Annotated in this window: 17 protein-coding genes; 9 read left to right on the top strand and 8 right to left on the bottom strand. The window is 72.8% G+C overall.

Annotated elements, in window-relative coordinates; all coding sequences use genetic code 11:
* The 3 genes from trpM (at nucleotide 1) to trpA (ending at nucleotide 2,507) form a co-directional block, all read left to right on the top strand.
* On the top strand, nucleotides 1–204 hold the full coding sequence (gene trpM, locus V1L54_RS29535; protein WP_443076751.1) for a tryptophan biosynthesis modulator TrpM: 204 nt from the start codon (nucleotides 1–3) through the stop codon (nucleotides 202–204).
* A 225-nt stretch (nucleotides 205–429) separates the two neighbouring features.
* Nucleotides 430–1,689, top strand: coding sequence for a tryptophan synthase subunit beta (gene trpB / locus V1L54_RS22930; RefSeq protein WP_330119978.1), 1,260 nt, complete (start codon nucleotides 430–432; stop codon nucleotides 1,687–1,689).
* The gene (trpA, locus tag V1L54_RS22925) at nucleotides 1,689–2,507 is read left to right on the top strand and encodes a tryptophan synthase subunit alpha (RefSeq protein WP_330119977.1); all 819 of its coding nucleotides are present in this window, start codon (nucleotides 1,689–1,691) and stop codon (nucleotides 2,505–2,507) included. Before trpB ends, trpA begins: the two co-directional genes overlap by 1 nt.
* A 120-nt stretch (nucleotides 2,508–2,627) precedes the next feature.
* Here trpA and V1L54_RS22920 read toward each other — a convergent pair whose 3' ends face one another.
* The 6 genes from V1L54_RS22920 to V1L54_RS22895 all read right to left on the bottom strand — a co-directional run bounded on the left by V1L54_RS22920 (nucleotide 2,628) and on the right by V1L54_RS22895 (nucleotide 8,641).
* Nucleotides 2,628–4,100 (bottom strand): sodium/solute symporter, encoded by a 1,473-nt coding sequence (locus tag V1L54_RS22920; protein WP_330119976.1) that lies wholly within the window; start codon nucleotides 4,098–4,100, stop codon nucleotides 2,628–2,630.
* Nucleotides 4,097–4,501 (bottom strand): hypothetical protein, encoded by a 405-nt coding sequence (locus tag V1L54_RS22915; RefSeq protein WP_330119975.1) that lies wholly within the window; start codon nucleotides 4,499–4,501, stop codon nucleotides 4,097–4,099. The genes V1L54_RS22920 and V1L54_RS22915 overlap by 4 nt, the downstream gene beginning before the upstream one ends.
* Nucleotides 4,498–5,283, bottom strand: a complete 786-nt coding sequence (locus V1L54_RS22910; RefSeq protein WP_330119974.1) for a LytR/AlgR family response regulator transcription factor — start codon at nucleotides 5,281–5,283, stop codon at nucleotides 4,498–4,500. Before V1L54_RS22910 ends, V1L54_RS22915 begins: the two co-directional genes overlap by 4 nt.
* Nucleotides 5,280–6,338 carry a sensor histidine kinase gene (locus tag V1L54_RS22905; RefSeq protein ID WP_330119973.1) on the bottom strand — a complete coding sequence of 353 codons (1,059 nt, stop codon included), beginning with the start codon at nucleotides 6,336–6,338 and terminating at the stop codon, nucleotides 5,280–5,282. Before V1L54_RS22905 ends, V1L54_RS22910 begins: the two co-directional genes overlap by 4 nt.
* Nucleotides 6,339–6,569: 231 nt before the next feature.
* Nucleotides 6,570–8,267, bottom strand: coding sequence for a monocarboxylic acid transporter (locus V1L54_RS22900; protein WP_330119972.1), 1,698 nt, complete (start codon nucleotides 8,265–8,267; stop codon nucleotides 6,570–6,572).
* Complete coding sequence (locus V1L54_RS22895) at nucleotides 8,264–8,641, bottom strand: DUF485 domain-containing protein (protein ID WP_443076749.1); 378 nt, start codon at nucleotides 8,639–8,641, stop codon at nucleotides 8,264–8,266. Before V1L54_RS22895 ends, V1L54_RS22900 begins: the two co-directional genes overlap by 4 nt.
* Nucleotides 8,642–9,018: 377 nt before the next feature.
* Between V1L54_RS22895 and lgt the strand changes: the two genes are divergently transcribed.
* From lgt to V1L54_RS22875, 4 genes are all read left to right on the top strand, one after another.
* Nucleotides 9,019–9,960 (top strand): prolipoprotein diacylglyceryl transferase, encoded by a 942-nt coding sequence (lgt, locus tag V1L54_RS22890; RefSeq protein ID WP_330119971.1) that lies wholly within the window; start codon nucleotides 9,019–9,021, stop codon nucleotides 9,958–9,960.
* 144 nt (nucleotides 9,961–10,104) lie between these two features.
* Complete coding sequence (locus V1L54_RS22885) at nucleotides 10,105–10,860, top strand: VIT1/CCC1 transporter family protein (protein ID WP_330119970.1); 756 nt, start codon at nucleotides 10,105–10,107, stop codon at nucleotides 10,858–10,860.
* Between the two features lie 367 nt (nucleotides 10,861–11,227).
* Nucleotides 11,228–15,787, top strand: coding sequence for a glutamate synthase large subunit (gene gltB / locus V1L54_RS22880; protein ID WP_330119969.1), 4,560 nt, complete (start codon nucleotides 11,228–11,230; stop codon nucleotides 15,785–15,787).
* Nucleotides 15,780–17,243, top strand: coding sequence for a glutamate synthase subunit beta (locus V1L54_RS22875; RefSeq protein ID WP_330119968.1), 1,464 nt, complete (start codon nucleotides 15,780–15,782; stop codon nucleotides 17,241–17,243). The genes gltB and V1L54_RS22875 overlap by 8 nt, the downstream gene beginning before the upstream one ends.
* A 163-nt stretch (nucleotides 17,244–17,406) precedes the next feature.
* On the opposite strand, the gene V1L54_RS22870 is transcribed toward V1L54_RS22875, so the two are convergent.
* The gene (locus V1L54_RS22870; protein ID WP_330119967.1) at nucleotides 17,407–17,877 is read right to left on the bottom strand and encodes a PPOX class F420-dependent oxidoreductase; all 471 of its coding nucleotides are present in this window, start codon (nucleotides 17,875–17,877) and stop codon (nucleotides 17,407–17,409) included.
* Between the two features lie 253 nt (nucleotides 17,878–18,130).
* Nucleotides 18,131–19,060 (bottom strand): hypothetical protein, encoded by a 930-nt coding sequence (locus V1L54_RS22865; RefSeq protein WP_330119966.1) that lies wholly within the window; start codon nucleotides 19,058–19,060, stop codon nucleotides 18,131–18,133.
* Between the two features lie 125 nt (nucleotides 19,061–19,185).
* On the opposite strand from V1L54_RS22865, the gene V1L54_RS22860 reads away from it, so the two are divergent.
* Both V1L54_RS22860 and pepN read left to right on the top strand, forming a co-directional pair.
* Entirely contained in the window at nucleotides 19,186–19,491 is a 306-nt protein-coding gene (locus V1L54_RS22860) for a chorismate mutase (RefSeq protein WP_330119965.1), read from the top strand.
* Between the two features lie 85 nt (nucleotides 19,492–19,576).
* A complete protein-coding gene (gene pepN, locus V1L54_RS22855; RefSeq protein ID WP_330119964.1) occupies nucleotides 19,577–22,084 on the top strand; it encodes an aminopeptidase N in 2,508 nt (835 codons plus the stop codon).
* The last annotated feature ends 54 nt before the right edge of the window (nucleotides 22,085–22,138 follow it).

Genomic DNA, 22,138 nt, shown 5'->3' with positions numbered 1-22,138 from the left:
GTGGCGGGCGTGACGGCCCTGTGCGCACGGCTGGCCCGCGGCTGCCGTCCGCGTGGCTGCCGCGCGCCCGCCCGCCGGGTACTGGGCCGGCGGGTGCGGTACCACATCGGCTGCGAGCCGGGGCAGATCAACGGGAAGCGATGGCACCGCGGCGGCGCGCGCGGCCAGGACCCGGCGCGGCACCGGTCAGAAGCCGCCCGGTAACCGGGCGTCCCGGTGCCGGGATCCCCGGCGGGGGCGGGTGACGCCCCCGGGCGCCGAGCGGGGTGACCCCCGGCCGGCCCGGTACCCGGTCCGGCCCGCCCACCGCGCGGGACCCGTCCCGCCCGCCCGCCGCCCGGCCGCACCGCGGCGCGGCGGCGTACCGTTCCCACCCGACCACACCCGCCGGGGCCCAGGGCCACGGCGTCCCCGCAAGGAGCATGTCGGATGTCCACCGACTTCTTCATCCCCGACCCCGAGGGCCGGGTGCCGACCGCCGAGGGGTACTTCGGCGCGTTCGGCGGCAAGTTCATCCCGGAGGCCCTCGTGGCCGCCGTCGACGAGGTGGCGGCCGAGTACGAGAAGGCCAAGGCCGACCCGGCGTTCGCCGCCGAGCTGGAGGACCTGCTCGTCCACTACACCGGCCGGCCCAGTCCGCTGACCGAGGTGCGGCGCTTCGCCGAGCACGCGGGCGGGGCCCGGGTCTTCCTCAAGCGCGAGGATCTGAACCACACCGGCTCGCACAAGATCAACAATGTGCTGGGGCAGGCTCTGCTGACCCGGCGCATGGGCAAGACCCGGGTCATCGCCGAGACCGGCGCGGGCCAGCACGGCGTCGCCACGGCCACCGCCTGCGCCCTGTTCGGCCTGGAGTGCACCGTCTACATGGGCGAGATCGACACCCAGCGCCAGGCGCTCAACGTCGCCCGGATGCGGATGCTGGGCGCCGAGGTGATCCCGGTGACCTCCGGCAGCCGGACCCTGAAGGACGCCATCAACGAGGCGTTCCGCGACTGGGTCGCCAACGTCGACCACACCCACTACCTCTTCGGCACCGTCGCCGGACCCCACCCCTTCCCGGCGCTGGTGCGCGACTTCCACCGGGTCATCGGTGTGGAGGCCCGGCGGCAGATCCTGGAGCGCACCGGACGGCTGCCGGACGCGGTGCTGGCCTGCGTCGGCGGCGGCTCCAACGCGATCGGCCTGTTCCACGCCTTCATCCCCGACACCGGCGTCCGGCTGGTGGGCCTGGAGGCGGCCGGCCACGGGGTGGCCTCCGGCGAGCACGCGGCGACGCTGACCGCCGGGGAGCCGGGCATCCTGCACGGCTCGCGCTCCTACGTACTCCAGGACGACGAGGGCCAGATCACCGAGCCGTACTCCATCTCGGCCGGTCTGGACTACCCCGGCATCGGCCCCGAGCACTCCTACCTCAAGGACACCGGGCGCGGCGAGTACCGCCCGGTCACCGACGACGAGGCGATGCGGGCCCTGCGCCTGCTGTCGGAGACCGAGGGCATCATCCCGGCCATCGAGAGCGCGCACGCGCTCGCCGGCGCCCTGGACCTGGGCCGCGAACTGGGCCCGGACGCGCTGCTGCTGGTCAACCTCTCCGGGCGCGGCGACAAGGACATGGACACCGCCGCCCGCTACTTCGGGCTGTACGACGGCCCCGGCACCGCCGGGACCGGGCAGGAGGGCGAGTGATGACCGGACAGGCCGAACTGCTCGGACGCGTCCTGGCCCGGGCGGAGGACGAGGACCGGGCCGCGCTGGTGGGCTACCTGCCCGCCGGATTCCCCACCGTGGACGGTGGCATCGCCGCCTGTACCGCCTTGTTGGCGGGCGGCTGCGACATCGTCGAGGTCGGGCTGCCGCACAGCGACCCGGTGCTGGACGGGCCGGTCATCCAGACCGCCGACGACATCGCCCTGCGCGGCGGGGTACGGATCGCCGACGTCATGCGGACCGTGCGCGAGACGCACGCCGCCACCGGCGCGCCGGTGCTGTGCATGACCTACTGGAATCCGGTGGACCGCTACGGTCCCGAGCGCTTCGCCGCCGAACTGGCCGAGGCGGGCGGCGCGGGCTGCATCCTGCCGGACCTGCCGGTTGAGGAGTCCGAGGTCTGGCGCAAGGCGGCCGAGCAGCACTCGCTGGCGACCGTCTTCGTGGTGGCACCCAGCAGCCGCGACGAGCGGCTGGCGAGGATCACCGCGGCGGGCAGCGGCTTCGTCTACGCGGCCTCCCTGATGGGCGTCACCGGCACCCGGGCGTCGGTGGGCCGCGAGGCGGAGGAGCTGGTGCGCCGCACCCGCGCCACCACCGACCTGCCGGTCTGCGTGGGCCTGGGCGTCTCGAACGCCGACCAGGCCGCCGAGGTCGCCTCCTTCGCGGACGGCGTGATCGTCGGCTCGGCGTTCGTCAAGCGGCTGCTGGACCACTCCGGTGACCCTGCCGGAGGGCTGGCGGCGGTCCGCGAGCTCGCCGCCGAGCTGGCCGAGGGCGTACGGCGCCGCGGCTGAACGCCGGAGCCGGACGGCGGGAGCGGGCCTTCCGGGGCCCGGGCGCCGCCGGACGCGGGGTGCGCGGTGTACGCGCGCCCCGCGTCGCGCTCCTGGCGCGGCGCCCGCGGCCGTCCCGGCTCAGGGGGCGTGCAGCCGCAGGACGGCCCGCTCGGACCAGTCGGCCGGGGTGCCGCGCAGCGACACGGCGATCATGGTGAGGAAGGCCAGCGGCACCGTCCAGGCGGCCGGCTGGGCCAGCAGCACGGTCAGCCAGGGGAACGGCGGCCGGGTGGTGGCGGACAGCACCGCCGCCCCCGTGGCGGTGACCACCCCCACGGCCAGCCCGCTCGCCGCGCCCGCCACCGTCAGCCGGGTCCACCAGATGCCCAGCACCAGCAGCGGGCAGAACGTGGACGCCGCCACCGCGAACGCCCAGCCGACCACGACGTTGATGTCCAGGTGCGCGGCGGGCAGCGACAACAGCACCGCCACCAGGGCCCCCGCCGCCACCGCCTGCCGCAGCTTGGCCAGCCCGCCGCCGAACAGGTCGTGGGAGAGCCCGCCGGCCAGGGCCAGCAGCAGCCCCGAGGAGGTGGACAGGAACGCCGCGAAGGCACCGGCGGCCACCAGGGCGGTCAGCACGCTGCCCAGCATGCCCGGCACGGCGGTCCCGGGCAGGACGACGGAGACGGTGTCGGTGGCGTTGCTGTGCACCAGGTGCGGGGTCAGGACCCGGCCGAGCAGTCCGTAGACCGCCGGGAAGAGGTAGAACACGCTCAGCAGCCCGATCACGATGACGGCCACCCGGCGGGCGGTGCGGGCCGTGGGGCTGCTGTGGAAGCGCATGATCACATGGGGCAGCCCGATCGCGCCCAGCGTGGTCGCCAGCAGCACCGACCAGGTGGACAGCAGCGGAAGTCCCGCCCCCTCCAGATCGATCAGCGGGCGGCTCCAGTCCCCGGCGGCGACGTCTCCCATCCGTACCGGGCGCAGCGCCTCGGCCCGGGTCTCCGCGCCGACGTGCACCACCAGGTAGATCGCCGGCACGGCGATGAACAGCAGCTTGACGAGGTAGTGGAACGCCTGGACGTAGGTGGCCGACCGCATGCCGCCCACCGCGATCGAGGCGCTCACCACCAGCCCGGCCAGGACCACGCCCACCCAGTAGGGGGTGCCGCTGACCAGGTGGAGGACCACTCCGGCACCCTTGAACTGCGGCACCAGATAGAGCCACATGATCACCAGGACGATCAGCCCGCACAGCCTGCGGATCGTGGGCGAGCCCAGCCGGTACTCCGCGAAGTCCGGCACGGTGAACGCCCCCGAGCGCCGCATGGGCCCGGCCACCAGCGCGACCACGGCGACGTATCCGGCGGTGAACCCGACGGCGTACCACATCGCCCCGATGCCGTCCTTGAGCATCAGACCGGCCAGCCCGAGCACCGAGGCGGCCGAGACGTACTCGCCGGCGATCGCCATGGCGTTCCAGCCGGGGGCGATCCGGCGGGAGGCCACCAGGAAGTCCGGACTGGTGCGGGCCGCGTGGACGCCGTACAGACCGATGGCCAGACTGGCGACCAGGACCAGGCCGATCGCCGTCACACCCGTCACCCGCCGCCTCCCGGGGAGGGGCCGTCCCGTCTGCCGCCGGCCCGGTCCTCCACCCGCTCGGTCCGGCGCACATGGTCCACGGCGAGCAGCAGCAGCACCGGATAGGTGGCCACGGCCAGCACCAGCCAGGACAGCGGGAACCCCCACAGGGTCATCCGGTCCAGCACGGGCAGGGCCGCGATCGCCCCGCTCGTCCCGAACAGCACCGCGCCCAGCAGCACCAGCGTGCGCAGGGCCACCCGGCGCTGCGCCGCGAACACCGCGCGGGCGGCCTCGGCGTCGGCGGGCGCGGGCAGCGGCAGCAGCTGCGGGTGGCGGCGGTGGCCGCGGGCCAGGGCGATCCGGGTCTGCGGACTGGTGATCTTCGTGCGGCGGGAGCCGCTCAGCTGGCCGCCCTTCACCGGGCCGCCCTGCCCAGCTGGCCGCTGCGCGCCGCCTCCAGCAGCTGCTCCTTCAGCCCCCGGGCGTGGCGGCGGCTGACCGGCACGTCGCCCGCCGGAGTGCACGCCACCAGCCCGGAGGAGCTGGTGACCCGCAGGTCGTGGACCCAGTCGATGGCCACCAGATAGCCGCGGTGCACCCGTACGAAGCCCGCCGGGGCCCAGATCTCCTCCAGATAGGACAGCGACAGCCGCAGCAGATGGGTGCCCTGGGCGGTGTGCAGCCGGATGTAGTCGCCGTGCGCCTCCACGAACTGCACGTCGTCGCGGCGCACGAACACGGTCCGGCGGCCGTGGTCGATCTGGACGACCGCCAGTTCGTCCCGGGGCCCGTCCTCCTCGTCGCCGCCCGCACCGGCACGGCGCAGGGTGCCTACCCGGGTGACCGAGTCGGCCAGCCGCTCGGGCCGGACGGGCTTGAGCAGGTAGTCCACCGCCCCGATGCCGAACGCCTCGATGGCGTGGGACTCCGAGGCGGTGACGAAGACGATGGAGGGAGGCGCCGAGAGCTGGCTGATCACCCGGGCCACGTCCATCCCGTTCAGACCGGGCATGGAGATGTCCAGGAAGACGGCGTCGAAGGCGTTCGCCCCCAGCAGCTGCACCGCCCGGGCACCGCTCTCGGCCGCGTACACGTCGCCGATCTCGGGGATGTCCGCGAGGAGGTCGGCGAGCTCCTCACGGGTGGACGCCTCGTCCTCGACGACGAGGACCTGGAGGGTCCGCAGTGAGCTGCCCGTCATTCCGTAACCACCCCTCGCATGAAACGTGGCACCCGGATCGTCACCTTGGTGCCGTTGCCGGGCGCGGTCTCGATGACGAGGCCGTACTCCGGTCCGTACACGGTGCGCAACCGCCGGTCCACGTTGGCCAGACCGACGCCCTTGGCGGGGGGACCGACACCGGCGAGGATCGCCCGGGCGAGTCCCGGCTCCATGCCCACCCCGTCGTCCTCGATCTCGATGACGCACAGCGGGCCCTCGCCGAACCCCGAGACGCTGATGTGCCCGGGGTCGGCCTTCTTCTCCAGTCCGTGACGCACGGCATTTTCCACTATGGGCTGGACCACCAGGAAGGGGATCGCCACAGGAAGAATTTCCGGTGCCATCCGGACGGTGATCTCCATGCGGTCGTCGAAGCGGGCGCGCTGGAGCTCCAGATACGTCTGGGTGGCCTGGAGCTCGGCGGCGACCGTGACGTAGTCGCCCGCCGTGGAGAAGCTGTAGCGCAGGTAGTCCGCGAAGTCGGTGAGCAGCTGGCGGGCGCGGCCGGGGTCGGTGCGGATGTGCGCGGCGATGACGGCCAGCGAGTTGTGCACGAAGTGCGGCGAGATCTGGGCGCGCAGGGTCCGCAGGTCGGCGGCGGCGATCCGGGCGCGGGCGCTGCGCAGCTCGGTGTGGTCCAGCGACTGCGACACCAGCTCGGCGACCTCGGCCAGCTCGCGCTCGTCCAGCGCCCGGTCACCGGGGGCGACGCCGACGACCAGGCAGCCGGTCAGCTCGTCCGCCACCAGCAGCGGGGCGGCGCACAGTGGGGGTTTGCGGAAGGCGGCGCCGTGCTCGTAGACCTGGGCGAGCACCGCGTCCAGGTCGGTGTCCACGGGCAGTGCGCCGTGCCGGGCGACGGGTCCGTCGAGGTCGGCGAGGACGACGGCGTCGGCCGCCAGCAGCCGGCGGATGCGGCGGGCGGCCGAGGCGGCCCGGCCGCCGTGCAGCCCGTCCTGGAGGTCCGCGCCGATCAGCCGCACCTCGCGCAGCACACCGACGGTGGTGCGCGGATCGGTTCCGGCCGGACTCACCCGGCCTGTCCGTCCGCGGCGCCGGATACCGCTCCACGAACTTCTGGCCACGGGGTGACCGTAACGCACAAAAGCGCCAGGGGAGCCCTTCGGGCGAGGAGCCCGAAGAACTCCCCCGGAACCCGGTGACGGGACCGGCGCCGAGCGTGGGGGGTCGCGCCGGAGAGAAGAACCCGCCACCGGGGGCCCGGTGGCCCGCCGGGCCCCTCCCGGGGCCCGGCGGAACCGGCGTCAGTGCTGCGCGGCGCCCTCGGCACCGGCCCCGGTCAGGGCCCGCACCTGGAGCTCGGCGAAGCGCCGCGGGTTGCTCTCGCCCGAGGACATCGTGCCGACGATCGCGCACAGCAGGCCGAGCGGGATGGACACCAGACCCGGGTTCGTCAGCGGGAACCAGGCGATGTCGATGCCCGGAATGAGGGCGTTGTCGGCTCCCGAGAACACCGGCGAGAAGATCACCAGACCGACGGCGCTGATCAGACCGCCGTAGATGCCGGCGAGCGCGCCCCGGGTGTTGAAGCGCTTCCAGAACAGGCTGAGCAGCAGGGTCGGCAGGTTGGCCGAGGCGGCGATGGCGAACGCCAGGCCGACCAGGAACGCCACGTTGAGGCTCTGCGCGAAGATCGCCAGGAGGATCGACGCGGCGCCGATCCCGAAGGCCGAGATCCGGGCGACCTTGATCTCCTCGTGCTCCGAGGCCTGCCCCTTGCGCAGCACGCTGTTGTAGAAGTCGTGCGCCAGGGACGAGGAGGAGGCGATGACCAGACCGGCCACCGTGGAGAGGATCGCCGCGAAGGCGACGGCCGCGATGATGGCCAGCATCACCGAACCGAAGAACTCGCCGCCGAAGTGCTCCCCGACCTCCCGGGCCAGCTGCGGAGCCGCGGTGTTGCCCGCCGCGTCCTGGGCCGTGATGGCCTCCTTGCCGACCAGGGCCGCCGCGCCGAAGCCCAGGATCAGGGTCATCAGGTAGAAGGAGCCGATCAGGCCGATGCCCCAGTTGACGGACTTGCGGGCCGCCTTGGAGTCCGGGACGGTGTAGAAGCGGATCAGGATGTGCGGCAGGCCCGCGGTGCCCAGCACCAGGGCCAGACCCAGGCTGATCAGGTCCAGCTTGTTCCACAGCGTCTGCAGGGCGTCGTCGGGCACCTCCACGCCGAACCGCAGACCCGGCTCCAGGAAGGACTGCCCGGCGCCGCTGGCGTTCGCCGCGTCGCTCATCAGCTCGCCGAAGTTGAAGCCGTAGATGGCCATGACCAGGGTGGCCAGCAGGATCGTGCCGCCCATCAGCATGCCGGCCTTGATGATCTGCACCCAGGTGGTGCCCTTCATGCCACCGAAGGTGACGTACAGGGTCATCAGGATGCCGACGATGACGATGCCGGCGATCTTGGCGGTGTCCGCGTCCATGCCCAGGTACGTCTCGCCCGGCCGGATGCCCAGCAGGAGCGCGACGACCGCGCCGGCGCCGACCATCTGGGCCAGCAGGTAGAAGACCGACACGGTGATCGTGGACACCGCGGCGGCGGTCCGCACCGGACGCTGCTGCATCCGGTAGGAGAGCACGTCGGCCATGGTGAACCGGCCGGAGTTGCGCAGCAGCTCCGCGACGAGCAGCAGCGCCACCAGCCAGGCGACCAGGAAGCCGATGGAGTACAGGAAGCCGTCGTAGCCGAACAGCGAGATCATGCCCGCGATGCCCAGGAAGGACGCGGCGGACATGTAGTCACTGCCGATGGCGAAGCCGTTCTGCATACCGCTGAACCCGCGGCCGCCGGAGTGGAAGTCGGCCGCCGACTTGGTACGGCGTCCGGCCCACACCGTGACACCGAGCGTCACGGCGATCATCACCATGAACACCAGGATGGTCAGCGTACGGCCGCTGGAGCTGACCTCTTCCGCGGCCAGCAGGGTCTGCGACGTTCCGGTCATGCCCGGCCTCCCCTCGTGCCGGTGGCGGCACCGGTCAGCTCAGCGCGCAGGTTGTCGGCCTGCGGGTCCAGCTTCCGTCCGGCGAAGCGGGCGTACACGATCGCGATGCCGAAGGTGCTGACGAACTGGAGAATCCCGAAGACAAAGGCCACGTTGACATCGCCGAACAGCACCGTGCCCATGAGGTCGCGGGCGTAGGCCGACATCAGCACGTAGAGCAGGTACCAGACCAGGAAGGCGACGCTCACGGGGAGCACGAAGGACACAAAGGTGCGCCTGAGGTTGTCGAAGCGGGGATCGCTGTGCATGGCAACCATGCGGTCCTCCGCGTCCCCGGCGGGGTCCAGGGTTGGTTGTGGACGTTCTGCGGACACTGCCGCCTCCTTCATCGACACGACGCGATACGACACGACGTACGGGAGCGGAAAAGGAATGCGGGGAACGTAAGCGGCGTCACATCGGCGGTGAAGACGCTGGTCAGGGTGTGCGGCGAATGTCGGATGCGTGCGCCGAGCGGTAGTTCGCCGTGCGCCGAACGGTCGCTGTGCGCGCCGAACGGTCGCTTCCGCGGGGCCGGGAAGGCTGTGCACACAGGCGAACGGGTGGGGTTTCGCCGGTTTCGGGTGGGGGTGCGGCGGTCCGCGGGGCGGGACACGGGCAGGAAGCGGGCGCGGCCGGCGGCGCGCGTTACGGACCCGTTGCCGGGCGGGTTGCCGCCCGGCGAGCCCGGCACGGTAGCGTTCGTGGGGTCATGGACACCCTTGCCTTCATCCCCAGCCCGTCGTCCGGCGAGATCGTGCTCGGGCCGATCCCGCTGCGGGGCTACGCGTTCTGCATCATCGTCGGCGTCTTCGCCGCGGTCTGGCTCGGCGGGAGGCGCTGGGCCGCCCGCGGCGGGCAGCCCGGGACGGTCGCCGACATCGCCGTGTGGGCGGTGCCCTTCGGCCTGGTGGGCGGCCGGCTCTACCACGTCGTCACCGACTACCAGCTCTACTTCGGCGAGGGGCGGAACTGGGTCGACGCCCTCAAGATCTGGGAGGGCGGCCTCGGCATCTGGGGGGCGATCGCGCTCGGCGCGGTGGGCGCCTGGATCGGCTGCCGCCTGCGGGGCGTCCCGCTGCCCGCCTACGCAGACGCGATCGCGCCCGGTATCGCCCTCGCCCAGGCGATCGGCCGCTGGGGCAACTGGTTCAACCAGGAGCTGTACGGGCGCCCCACCGACCTGCCGTGGGCCGTGCGGATCGACAACGGTGTCGACGCCGGCACCTTCCACCCCACCTTCCTGTACGAGTCGCTGTGGTGCCTGTTCGTCGCCGCCCTGGTGATCTGGGCGGACCGCCGCTTCACCCTCGGCCACGGCCGGGCCTTCGCCCTGTACGTCGCGGGATACACGGTGGGGCGCTTCTGGATCGAGTACCTGCGGATCGACGAGGCCCACGAGTTCCTCGGCCTGCGGCTGAACAACTGGACCTCGATCGCCGTCTTCCTGGCCGCTGTGCTGTACATGGTGCTCTCGGCCAGGCGCCGCCCGGGCCGTGAGGACGCGGTGGAGCCGTCGGCGGACAAGCCCGCCGACGGCGACGGGGAAGCCGGTGCCGACACCGCCGACGACACCGCGGCCGGCGACACCGGCACCGGCGGGTCCGGGAAGACCGGCGGCGGAGACGGGAAACCGGCCTCCGCCCGGAAGTGAGCCGGGGGCGCCACGGCCGCCTCCACCGTGAAAGCGCAGGTCAGATCGGTTAGTTTGGCCTTCCTTGCTGGTCTGCGCACCCCTTCGGGCGTACGGTCGAAGCCCCGGGCCGGAACCCGGGGAGGACCGGGAGGAGGGGGCGCGATGTCGTACACGGCCGGGGACGGAACCGGGATCACACTCCGCCCGGGAGCGCCGAACTCCGCGCACCGCGACAACCACACCCACCGCGACGTCAGCGGGGGCTGGCTGCGCCCCGCCGTCTTCGGCGCGATGGACGGCCTGGTGTCCAACCTCGCCCTCATGACGGGGGTCGCGGGCGGCACGGCGGACCGGCAGGTGATCATCCTCAGCGGGCTGGCCGGACTCGCCGCCGGGGCGTTCTCCATGGCCGCCGGCGAGTACACCTCGGTGGCCTCCCAGCGCGAGCTGGTCCTGGCCGAGCTGGAGATCGAACGGCGCGAACTGCGCCGCCACCCCGAGAGCGAGCGGCAGGAACTGGTCGACCTGTACCGGGGCCGGGGCCTGCCGACGGAGGTGGCCGAGCAGGTCGCCGAGCACTTCTCCAGGAACCCCGAGCAGGCCCTGGAGATCCACGCGCGTGAGGAACTGGGCGTGGACCCCGGCGAGCTGCCCTCGCCCGCGCTCGCCGCCGGCTCCTCCTTCGCCTCCTTCGCGGTGGGCGCCATGATCCCCGTGCTGCCCTATCTGCTGGGTGCCGCCGTGCTGTGGCCCGCCGTGGCGGTGTCGCTGCTGGGGCTGTTCCTGTGCGGCGCGGTCGTGTCGAAGATCACTTCCCGGCCCTGGTGGTACAGCGGGCTGCGGCAGCTGGTGCTGGGCGGCGCGGCGGCGGCCCTGACCTACGGACTGGGTACCCTGTTCGGAGTGGCCCTGGGCTGAGGGGCCCGGACGGCAGTCCCGAACGGCAGGGCGGCGGCCGGGTGTGAGCGATCCGACGCCCGTCCGGACCCTTTTCCGTGTTACCCCGTGGTTTCAACCGTGTCACCGTAGGGGAAGACAACGGAGCGCTTCTGGCAGTGTCGCCGGCGCCACCCCGAATCCCCGCGGCGGTCACAGACCGCCTGTCCGATTCGACCACCACCGCAGCGTCCGCATGATGGACCGAGCCGTCCACGGACCGGAAGAACTGTCCATCATGTAACCTGCACGAAAAATGTTCCGCAGAGGGCCAGCGTCGTCCCTCGGCACATGTCCCCCCAGACTCCGTCTGGAGGCACACAAAGCCACGATGACGACGGGAGAGCCGATGCGCGCTGTGCCCCTCACGGCCTACCCTGCCAAGCAGGGAATGTACGACCCGCGCGACGAGCACGACGCCTGCGGCGTCGGTTTCGTGGCCACCCTCACCGGTGAGGCGAGCCACCACCTGGTCGACCAGGCACTGACCGTCCTGCGCAACCTGGAGCACCGGGGCGCCACCGGCTCCGAGCCGGACTCCGGCGACGGCGCGGGCATCCTCGTCCAGATCCCGGACGCCTTCTTCCGCGCCACGGCGGGCTTCGGCCTCCCTGACGCGGGCTCCTACGCCGCGGGCACCGCCTTCCTGCCGACCGACGGACCGGCGGCCGCCGAGGCCACCGCACGCATCGAGACGATCGCCGCCGAGGAGGGCCTGACGGTCCTGGGCTGGCGCGAGGTCCCCGTCGCCCCCCAGCTGCTGGGCGCCACCTCCCGCTCCACCATGCCCGCCTTCCGGCAGCTCTTCGTGGCCGACGGCGTCAACACCGGGCTCGCCCTGGACCGCAAGGCGTTCGTGCTGCGCAAGCGCGCCGAGCGCGAGGCCGGGGTCTACTTCCCCTCGCTGTCCGCCCGGACCATCGTCTACAAGGGCATGCTGACCACCGGCCAGCTGGAGCCGTTCTTCCCGGACCTGTCCGACCGCCGCTTCGCCAGCGCCGTCGCGCTGGTGCACTCCCGGTTCTCCACCAACACCTTCCCGAGCTGGCCGCTGGCCCACCCCTACCGCTTCGTCGCCCACAACGGCGAGATCAACACCGTCAAGGGCAACCGCAACTGGATGCGCGCCCGGGAGTCCCAGCTGTTCTCCGACCTGTTCGGGAAGAAGGAGCTGGAGCGGATCTTCCCGGTCTGCACCCCGGACGCCTCCGACTCGGCCTCCTTCGACGAGGTGCTGGAACTCCTCCACCTCGGCGGCCGCACACTGCCGCACGCGGTGCTGATGATGGTCCCCGAGGCGTGGGAGAACCACGAGTCCATGGATCCGGCCCGGCGCGCCTTCTACCGGTACCACGCCACGATGATGGAGCCCTGGGACGGCCCGGCCTGCGTCACCTTCACCGACGGCGTCCAGGTCGGCGCGGTCCTGGACCGCAACGGCCTGCGCCCGGGGCGCTACTGGGTCACCGACGACGGCCTGGTCGTCCTCTCCTCCGAGGTCGGCGTCCTGGACATCCCCCAGGAGAAGGTGGTCCGCAAGGGCCGCCTCCAGCCCGGCCGCATGTTCCTGGTGGACACCGCCGAACACCGCATCATCGAGGACGACGAGATCAAGGCGGCCCTCGCCGCCGAGCACCCCTACCAGGAGTGGCTCGAGGCCGGGACCATCGAGCTGGAGGACCTCCCCGAGCGCGAGCACGTCGTCCACACCCACGCCTCGGTCACCCGCCGCCAGCAGACCTTCGGTTACACCGAGGAGGAGCTGCGCGTCCTGCTCGCCCCGATGGCCCGCACCGGCGCCGAGCCGATCGGCTCGATGGGCACCGACTCGCCCATCGCCGCCATCTCCGAGCGGCCCCGGCTGATCTTCGACTACTTCACCCAGCTGTTCGCCCAGGTCACCAACCCGCCGCTGGACGCCATCCGCGAGGAACTGGTCACCTCGCTGCGGTCCTCGCTCGGGCCGCAGGGCAACCTGCTGGAGCCCACCGCGGCCTCCTGCCGCAGCGTCACCCTGCCCTTCCCGGTGATCGACAACGACGAGCTGGCCAAGCTCGTCCACATCAACGCCGACGGCGACATGCCCGGCATGAAGGCCGTCACCCTCTCCGGCCTCTACCGCGTCGGCGGCGGCGCCGAGGCGCTGGCCGCCCGGCTCGCCGAGATCTGCGCCGAGGCCGAGAGCGCCATCGCCGACGGCGCCCGGCTGATCGTCCTGTCCGACCGCCACTCGGACGCCGAGCACGCCCCCATCCCCTCGCTGCTGCTCACCTCCGCGGTGCACCACCACCTCATCCGCACCAAGCAGCGCACCCAGGCGGGCCTGCTGATCGAGGCCGGCGACGTCCGCGAGGTCCACCACGTCGCCCTGCTCATCGGCTACGGCGCCGCGGCCGTCAACCCGTACCTGGCCATGGAGACCGTCGAGGACCTGGTCCGGGCCGGCACCTTCCTGCCCGGCGACATGGCGCCCGAGACCGCCATCCGCAACCTGATCAGGGCACTCGGCAAGGGCGTGCTGAAGGTGATGTCCAAGATGGGCATCTCCACCGTCGCCTCCTACCGCGGCGCACAGGTCTTCGAGGCCGTCGGCCTGGACGAGGAGTTCGTCGACACCTACTTCCACGGCACCGCCACCAAGATCGGCGGCGCGGGCCTGGACGTCGTCGCCAGGGAGGTCGCCGCCCGCCACGCCACGGCCTACCCGGCCTCCGGCATCGCCCCGGCCCACCGGAACCTGGACATCGGCGGCGAGTACCAGTGGCGCCGCGAGGGCGAACCGCACCTGTTCGACCCGGAGACGGTCTTCCGCCTCCAGCACTCCACCCGCACCCGCCGCTACGACATCTTCAAGCAGTACACCCGGCGGGTGGACGAGCAGTCCGAACGCCTGATGACGCTGCGCGGCCTGTTCGGGTTCGCCCCCGACCGGCCCTCGATCCCCGTCGAGGAGGTCGAGCCCGTCTCGGAGATCGTCAAGCGCTTCTCCACCGGCGCCATGTCCTACGGCTCCATCTCCCAGGAGGCGCACGAGACCCTCGCCATCGCCATGAACCGGCTGGGCGCCAAGTCCAACACCGGCGAGGGCGGCGAGGACCCCGAGCGGCTGTACGACCCCGCCCGCCGCTCGTCGATCAAGCAGGTCGCCTCCGGCCGCTTCGGCGTCACCAGCGAGTACCTCGTCAACGCCGACGACATCCAGATCAAGATGGCCCAGGGCGCCAAGCCCGGCGAGGGCGGCCAGCTGCCCGGCCCCAAGGTCTACCCCTGGGTGGCCAGGACCCGCCACTCCACCCCCGGCGTCGGGCTCATCTCCCCGCCGCCGCACCACGACATCTACTCCATCGAGGACCTCGCCCAGCTCATCCACGACCTGAAGAACGCCAACCCGAACGCCCGCATCCACGTGAAGCTGGTCTCCGAGGTCGGCGTCGGCACGGTCGCGGCGGGCGTCTCCAAGGCCCACGCCGACGTGGTGCTCATCTCCGGCCACGACGGCGGCACCGGCGCCTCCCCGCTCACCTCCCTCAAGCACGCGGGCGGCCCCTGGGAGCTCGGACTGGCCGAGACCCAGCAGACGCTGCTGCTCAACGGACTGCGCGACCGCATCGTCGTCCAGACCGACGGCCAGCTCAAGACCGGTCGCGACGTGGTCATCGCCGCACTGCTGGGCGCCGAGGAGTACGGCTTCGCCACCGCACCGCTGGTCGTCTCCGGCTGCGTGATGATGCGCGTGTGCCACCTGGACACCTGCCCGGTCGGCATCGCCACCCAGAACCCGGTGCTGCGCGAGCGCTTCACCGGCAAGGCCGAGCACGTGGTGAACTTCTTCGAGTTCATCGCCGAGGAGGTCCGCGAACTCCTGGCCGAACTGGGCTTCCGCACCCTGGACGAGGCCATCGGCCACGCCGAGGTCCTCGACGTCAGCCGCGCGGTGGACCACTGGAAGGCCCAGGGCCTGGACCTGGCCCCGCTGCTCCACGTCCCCGACCTGCCCGCGGGCGCCGCCCGCCACCGGGTGGTGGAACAGGACCACGGTCTGGCCAAGGCGCTCGACAACGAGCTCATCAGGCTCGCCGCCGACGCCCTGTCCGCCGACACCGCCGAGGCCGCCCAGCCGGTGCGCGCCCAGGTGGCCGTCCGGAACATCAACCGGACGGTGGGCACCATGCTGGGCCACGAGGTGACGAAGAAGTTCGGCGGCGCCGGCCTGCCCGACGACACCATCGACATCACCTTCACCGGCTCCGCCGGGCAGTCCTTCGGGGCCTTCCTGCCGCGCGGCGTGACCCTCCGGCTGGAGGGCGACGCCAACGACTACGTCGGCAAGGGCCTCTCCGGCGGACGCGTCGTCGTCCGGCCCGACCGCGGGGCCACCCACCTGGCCGAGTACTCCACCATCGCCGGGAACACCCTCGCCTACGGCGCCACCGGCGGCGAACTGTTCCTGCGCGGCGTCGTCGGCGAGCGCTTCTGCGTCCGCAACTCCGGCGCCCTGGTCGTCTCCGAGGGCGTGGGCGACCACGGCTGCGAGTACATGACCGGCGGCACGGCCGTCGTCCTGGGCCCGACCGGCCGCAACTTCGGCGCCGGCATGTCCGGCGGTACCGCGTACGTCGTCGACCTGGACCCCGACAACGTCAACCCGGACGTCGCGGGCGCGGTCGAACCCCTGGACGGGACCGACCGGCAGTGGCTGCACGACGTGGTGCGCCGCCACCACGAGGAGACCGGCTCCACCGTCGCCGAGGCACTGCTCGCCGACTGGGAGAACGCCGCCGGCCGCTTCAGCAAGATCATCCCCACCACGTACAAGGCAGTGCTCGCCGCCAAGGACGCCGCCGAGCGAGCCGGACTGCCCGAGTCCGAGATCCACGAGAAGATGATGGAGGCGGCGATCAATGGCTGACCCCAAGGGCTTCCTGAACACCGACCGCGAGGTCGCCCGGACCCGCCCCGTGGAAGAGCGCGTCAAGGACTGGAACGAGGTCTACGTCCCCGGCTCCCTGCTGCCGATCATCAGCAAGCAGGCCGGCCGGTGCATGGACTGCGGCATCCCGTTCTGCCACAACGGCTGCCCGCTGGGCAACCTCATCCCCGAGTGGAACGACTACGCCTGGCGCGGTGACTGGCAGGCCGCCATCGAGCGGCTGCACGCCACCAACAACTTCCCGGAGTTCACCGGGCGGCTGTGCCCCGCGCCGTGTGAGTCCGCCTGCGTGCTGGGCATCAGCCAGCCGGCGGTGACCATCAAGAACGTCGAGGTCACCATCATCGACAAGGCATGGGAGGCCGGCGGCGTCACCCCGCAGCCGCCCGAGCGGCTGTCGGGCAAGACGGTGGCCGTCATCGGCTCCGGCCCCGCCGGCCTGGCCGCCGCCCAGCAGCTCACCCGCGCCGGGCACACGGTCGCCGTCTACGAGCGGGCCGACCGCATCGGCGGGTTGCTGCGCTACGGCATCCCCGAGTTCAAGATGGAGAAGCGGCACATCAACCGCCGCATCGAGCAGATGCGCGCGGAGGGCACCAAGTTCCGCACCGGTGTCGAGATCGGCCGGGACATGCCCGCCACCGCGCTGCGCAAGCGCTACGACGCCGTCGTCATCGCCGCCGGCTCCACCACCGCCCGCGACCTGCCCGTCCCCGGCCGCGAGCTGAACGGCATCCACCAGGCGATGGAGTACCTGCCGCTGGCCAACAAGGTCCAGGAGGGCGACTACGTCGCCCCGCCGATCACGGCCGAGGGCAAGCACGTCGTCGTCATCGGCGGCGGCGACACCGGCGCCGACTGCGTCGGCACCGCCCACCGGCAGGGCGCGGCCTCCGTCACCCAGCTGGAGATCATGCCCCGGCCGAACGACGACCGGGACCCGGTCTCCCAGCCCTGGCCGACCTTCCCGCTGCTCTACAAGGTCTCCTCCGCGCACGAGGAGGGCGGCGACCGCGTGTACTCGGTCTCCACCACCCACTTCGAGGGCGACGAGGACGGCAACGTGCAGGCCCTGCACCTGGTCGAGGTCGAGTTCAAGGACGGGAAGTTCGCCCCGAAGCCCGGCACCGAGAAGCGGATCCCCGCCCAGCTCGTCACCCTGGCCATGGGCTTCACCGGCATCGACCGGACCAACGGCCTGGTCGAGCAGTTCGGCCTGGAACTGGACGCGCGCGGCAACGTCGCCCGCGACGGGAACTACGCCACCAACGTCGACGGCGTCTTCGTCGCCGGCGACGCCGGCCGCGGCCAGTCCCTGATCGTGTGGGCGATCGCCGAGGGCCGCTCCGCGGCCCGCGCCGTGGACGGCTACCTGACCGGCACCAGCTCCCTCCCGGCCCCCGTCCGGCCCACCGACCGCGCGCTGACGGTCTGACCGTTCCGTGGTCTGACCGGCGGCCCGCCCCAGCCGCCCGCGGGGCGCCGCGGAACCTACCCGCAGCGCCCCGCGGCGCGCCCGCACCCCGCGGCGCCGACCCCTCCCCGACCGAGGGCCGGCGCCGCGGTACACCCCTGTCCGGGGCCCGGCGCCCCGCGGCTCAGCCGTCCTCGGCCAGCCGGGCCGGGAAACCGCCGGTGGCCACCGGCCCCCAGCGCGCCGGGGTGATCCGCAGCAGCGACTTCCCCTGCCGCACCATCGCCTCCCGGTACTCGTCCCAGTCCGGGTGCTCACCCGAGATCGACCGGAAGTACTCCACCAGCGGCTCCACCGCCTCCGGCACGTCCAGCACCTCCGCGGTGCCGTCCACCTGCACCCACGGACCGTTGAAGTCGTCCGACAGCACGATCACGCTGACGGCCGGGTCACGGCGGGCGTTGCGGGTCTTGGCCCGCTCGGGATACGTCGACACCACGATCCGGCCCCCGCCGTCCACCCCGCACGCCACCGGCGACCCCTGCGGGGAGCCGTCGGCGCGGCGGGTCAGCAGGACCGCCCGGTGCCGGGGGCGCAGGAATTCCAGCAGTTCCTCAAGTCCGACCCGGTTGTTGGTCGCGATGGAAGGGCTCATTCCCCTGAGCCTAGCGCTGTGACCGGGGGTGTCCGCCGGAACGCCCGCGCCCGCCGGCCGGGTCTCCCCGCCGCTCGGCAGGGGACGCGGCACGGGCGGGGGACCGCCCTCGCACCGGCGGGCACACCCGGGCGGTCCCGGCGACGCGGCGCAGGGCACGTCTCCCGGTGGCGGCCGGGGGAGCGCCGTACCCGGGGCGCCGCGAGCCCCCCGGCCACCGCGACGGAACCCGGCCCGACCGCCCCGCACGACCTCAGGTGTCGCACTCCAGCACACTGCGGCACAGCCCGCACCGCGCCCGCAACCGCCCCCGCACCGGCACCCGGATCCGCTGGTGGCACGTCGGGCAGGGGAACGACACCCGCGGCGGGGAACACGCCTCGAAGACGTAACCGTCCGCGTCGGCCGCACCGGCAGGGAAGGGCGTGTGCTCCGGATGCGCCCGCGCGTACCGCCGGTCCAGCGCGTACCGCCGCCGCCCCGCCCACCCCCCGGCCGCCAGCGGCGGCCGCAGCGCGTCCCGGCGGGCCGTCTCCCGTCCCCGCACATACGCCCGGTACGCCTGCGGACTGGTGAACCACACAGCAGGGTCCTCGCCGAACAGCTCCGCCCGCTTGGCCAGCACGTACCCGAACTCCTCCGGCGTCAGGTACCCCAGCTTCTGCGAGGCCAGCTCGTCCTGCCGGAACGCGTCCAGCAGCAGCCAGCCCACCCCCAGGTACGCCGCCGCCGTGTCGGTGAGGATCTCGTTCTCCCGCTCCCCGGGGAAGGACAGCCCCAGCCGGTGCAGGAAGACATGCGTCACCTCGTGCGCCAGCGCCGCCCCGATGTCCCGGCGGTGGCACCGGAACCGCGAGTTCAGCTCCACGAAGTACTCCGGGCCCGCCGCCAGCTCCACGCTCGCCGCGTGCGTCATGTCCCGGAAGCCCACCACCAGCCGCGCGTCCGGCAGCCGCAGATGCCCCACCAGCACCCGCGCCACCCGCTGTGCGCCGGTGTACAGCTCGTCGGTGTCGGCGAAGGCCACCTCGCCCGCGGTGACACTGGTGCCGAAGGTCCGCACCGTGTCGTACGACAGCCGCCGGTACAGCGCGGTGATGGACGCCCGAACCACCGGAAGGTGCGGGAAACCGTGCTCGACGGGATCCCACCCGTGGCCGGGGCCACCACCGCGTACCGCCATGCGCCCGCCCGCTTCCTCCCGGGGATCCCGTGGGTGCCGCCACCGCCTCCTGCCACTGTACGGCGGGCAACGGCACCCGCGGGGGCGGCGGACCGGGCGGCCGGGACGGCATAGAGTCGGTGGCCATGAACAACAGCGAGATCGATCCCGCGGTCCAGACCGAGCTCACCCGGTTGCGCGAGAGCATCGACAACATCGACGCGGCCGTGGTCCACATGCTCGCCGAGCGCTTCAAGTGCACCCAGCAGGTCGGCCGCCTCAAGGCCGAACACGACCTGCCCCCCGCCGACCCCGCCCGCGAGGCCCGCCAGATCGCCCGGCTGCGCGCCCTCGCCGAGAGCGCCAGACTCGACCCCGGCTTCGCCGAGAAGCTCCTCAACTTCATCATCGCCGAGGTGATCCGCCACCACGAGACGATCGCCCGCTCCTGACCCGCCCGCCCCCGCCCCCCAGGGGCGGGCGCGCCGGGGAACACCCCGGTGCGCGCCCGCGGACGCGTACGGCAGCATGAACGCCATGCCCGCACTCACCCGCGACGAAGCCCGCAGCCGAGCCCGGCTCCTCGATGTCCGGCAGTACGCGATCGACCTCGACCTCACCCGCGGCGAGGAGGTCTTCGGCTCCACCACCACCGTCCGCTTCACCACCCGCGAAGCCGGCGACACCTTCGTCGAACTGCGGCCCCGCACCCTCCACCGGGCCGCCCTCGACGGACACGACCTCGACACCGCCGCCCTCGCCGACGGCCGTCTGCCGCTGACCGGACTGGCCGCGGGCGAGCACGAACTGCGCGTCGAGGCCGACATGCCCTACTCCCGAACCGGCGAGGGCATGCACCGCTTCACCGACCCCGCCGACGGCCGCACCTACCTCTACACCATGTGCTGCCAGACCGAAGCCCCCCTCGTCTTCGCGGCCTTCGACCAGCCCGACCTCAAGGCCGTCCTCGCCGTCACCGTCACCGCGCCCGAGGAGTGGACGGTCCTCGGCAACGGCATCGCCCGCCGCGCCGAGGACGAACCCGGCCGCTGGGAGTGCGCCCCCACCCCGCCGCTGAGCACCTACCTCATGGCGCTGGCCGCCGGCCCCTGGCACTCGGTGCGCACCCGGCACGCAGGCCTCCCCTTCGGCCTGCACGTACGGCAGTCCCTCGCCTCCCACCTCGACGCGGACGCCGCCGAACTGCTCGACATCACCCGCCGCTGCTTCGACCGCTACCACGAGATCTTCGACGAGCCCTACCCCTTCGACTCCTACGACCAGGTGTTCGCCCCCGAGTTCAACTCCGGAGCCATGGAGAACCCCGGACTGGTCGTCCTCCGCGACGAGTTCGTCTACCGCTCCGCCGTCACCGACACCGAACGCCAGACCCGCGGCATGGTCATCGCCCACGAGATGGCCCACATGTGGTTCGGCGACCTGGTCACCCTGCGCTGGTGGGACGACATCTGGCTCAACGAGTCCTTCGCCGAGTACATGGGCTACCAGGTCCTCGCCGAGGCCACCCGCTTCACCGACACCTGGACCGACTTCGCCGCCAACCGCAAGTCCTGGGGCTACGACGCCGACCAGCGCCCCTCCACCCACCCCGTCGCCCCCGCCGCCGAGTCCGTGCCCGACACCGCCGCCGCCCGGCTCAACTTCGACGGCATCTCCTACGCCAAGGGCGCCTCGGCCCTGCGGCAGCTGGTCGCCTGGCTCGGCGAGAGGGCCTTCCTCGCCGGCATCAACGACCACTTCGCCCGCCACCGCTTCGGCAACGCCACCCTGGAGGACTTCCTCGACTCCCTCGCCCGTGCCTCCGGCCGCGCGGTCCACACCTGGGCCGGACACTGGCTGCGCACCACCGGCGTCGACACCCTCACGCCGCGCGTCACCGAGGCGGCGGACGGCCCGCGCCTGGAGATCACCCACTCCGGCGGCCGCCCCCACCACATCGCCGTCGGCCTGTACGACCGGGCCGGCACAGCGGGCGCCGGGGAGGAACTGGTGCTGCGCGAGCGCCTGGAGACCGAGCTGGCCGCCGACGGGGAACACCACGTCCTGCCCCTGCCCGGCCCCCGCCCCGACCTGCTCCTGGTCAACGACCGCGATCTGACCTACGCCAAGATCCGCCTGGACGACGGCTCCCGGGAGACCGTGCGGAGCGCCCTGTCCGGCCTGCCCGACCCGCTGGCCCGGGCCACCGTCTGGAACGCCGTCCGCGACATGGTCCGCGACGGCGAACTGCCGCCCGCCGAGTACCTGGACACCGCCCGCACCCAGTTGCCGAGGGAGACCGACACCGCCGTCGTCGGTGGTGTCCTGCGCTTCGCCCGCCAGACGGTCGCCGACCGCCTCCTGCCGCCGGACGAGCGCACCGCCGCCCTGAGGACCCTCACCGGCATCGCCCGCACCCTCCTGGAGAACACCCCGGACGACGGACTGCGGCTGACCGCCGTACGCGCCCTCGTCGACAGCGCCACCGATCCCGGCGAGGCACGCCGGTGGTGGACCGACGGCACCCTCCCCGGCGGCATCCCCCTCGACCCCGAACTGCGCTGGCGGCTGCTGCACCGCCTCGCCGTCCTCGACGCCGCCGGTCCCGGCGACATCGACGACGCCCTCGCCGCCGACCCCGGCGCCACCGGCACCGAGAGCGCCGCCCGCTGTCGCGCGGCCCTGCCGGATCCCGAGGCAAAGGCCGCCGCCTGGCAGGCCCTGCTCGACCCGGCCGACACCCTCTCCAACTACCTGTTCGCCGCCACCCTCCAGGGCTTCTGGCACCCCGAACAGCGCGAGATCCTGAGCGACTACGTCCCCCGCTACTTCGAGCAGGCCCCCACCCTCACCGCCCGCCGGGGCCCCGCCATCGCCGACTCCCTGGTCCGGTACGGCTTCCCCCGCCCCTTCACCGACCCCGACACCCTGGCGGCGGGGAAGCGCTGCCTGGACCACCCCGACCTGCTCCCCGCCCTGCGCCGCCCCCTGGCCGACGAACTCGACGACCTGGCCCGCTACCTGCGCGTGCGCGAAGCGCACTGACACACCGGGTGCCGGGGGCCGTCCACGGACGAACCCCGGCACCCGGCTCACTCG

It is taken from the genome of Streptomyces rubellus, from assembly GCF_036323805.1.
Lineage (GTDB): Bacteria > Actinomycetota > Actinomycetes > Streptomycetales > Streptomycetaceae > Streptomyces.
The sequence above is the reverse complement of the archived record's forward strand: the minus strand, read 5'-3'. Positions and strand labels throughout refer to the sequence as shown.

What these genes read in the sequence shown, in the direction of transcription:
- trpB (WP_330119978.1), top strand. Translation starts at nt 430, where the DNA reads ATGTCCACCGACTTCTTCATCCCCGACCCCGAGGGCCGGGTGCCGACC.
- trpA (WP_330119977.1), top strand. Translation starts at nt 1,689, where the DNA reads ATGACCGGACAGGCCGAACTGCTCGGACGCGTCCTGGCCCGGGCGGAG.
- V1L54_RS22910 (WP_330119974.1), bottom strand. Translation starts at nt 5,283, where the DNA reads ATGACGGGCAGCTCACTGCGGACCCTCCAGGTCCTCGTCGTCGAGGAC.
- V1L54_RS22900 (WP_330119972.1), bottom strand. Translation starts at nt 8,267, where the DNA reads ATGACCGGAACGTCGCAGACCCTGCTGGCCGCGGAAGAGGTCAGCTCC.
- lgt (WP_330119971.1), top strand. Translation starts at nt 9,019, where the DNA reads ATGGACACCCTTGCCTTCATCCCCAGCCCGTCGTCCGGCGAGATCGTG.
- V1L54_RS22885 (WP_330119970.1), top strand. Translation starts at nt 10,105, where the DNA reads ATGTCGTACACGGCCGGGGACGGAACCGGGATCACACTCCGCCCGGGA.
- gltB (WP_330119969.1), top strand. Translation starts at nt 11,228, where the DNA reads ATGCGCGCTGTGCCCCTCACGGCCTACCCTGCCAAGCAGGGAATGTAC.
- V1L54_RS22875 (WP_330119968.1), top strand. Translation starts at nt 15,780, where the DNA reads ATGGCTGACCCCAAGGGCTTCCTGAACACCGACCGCGAGGTCGCCCGG.
- V1L54_RS22870 (WP_330119967.1), bottom strand. Translation starts at nt 17,877, where the DNA reads ATGAGCCCTTCCATCGCGACCAACAACCGGGTCGGACTTGAGGAACTG.
- V1L54_RS22865 (WP_330119966.1), bottom strand. Translation starts at nt 19,060, where the DNA reads ATGGCGGTACGCGGTGGTGGCCCCGGCCACGGGTGGGATCCCGTCGAG.
- V1L54_RS22860 (WP_330119965.1), top strand. Translation starts at nt 19,186, where the DNA reads ATGAACAACAGCGAGATCGATCCCGCGGTCCAGACCGAGCTCACCCGG.
- pepN (WP_330119964.1), top strand. Translation starts at nt 19,577, where the DNA reads ATGCCCGCACTCACCCGCGACGAAGCCCGCAGCCGAGCCCGGCTCCTC.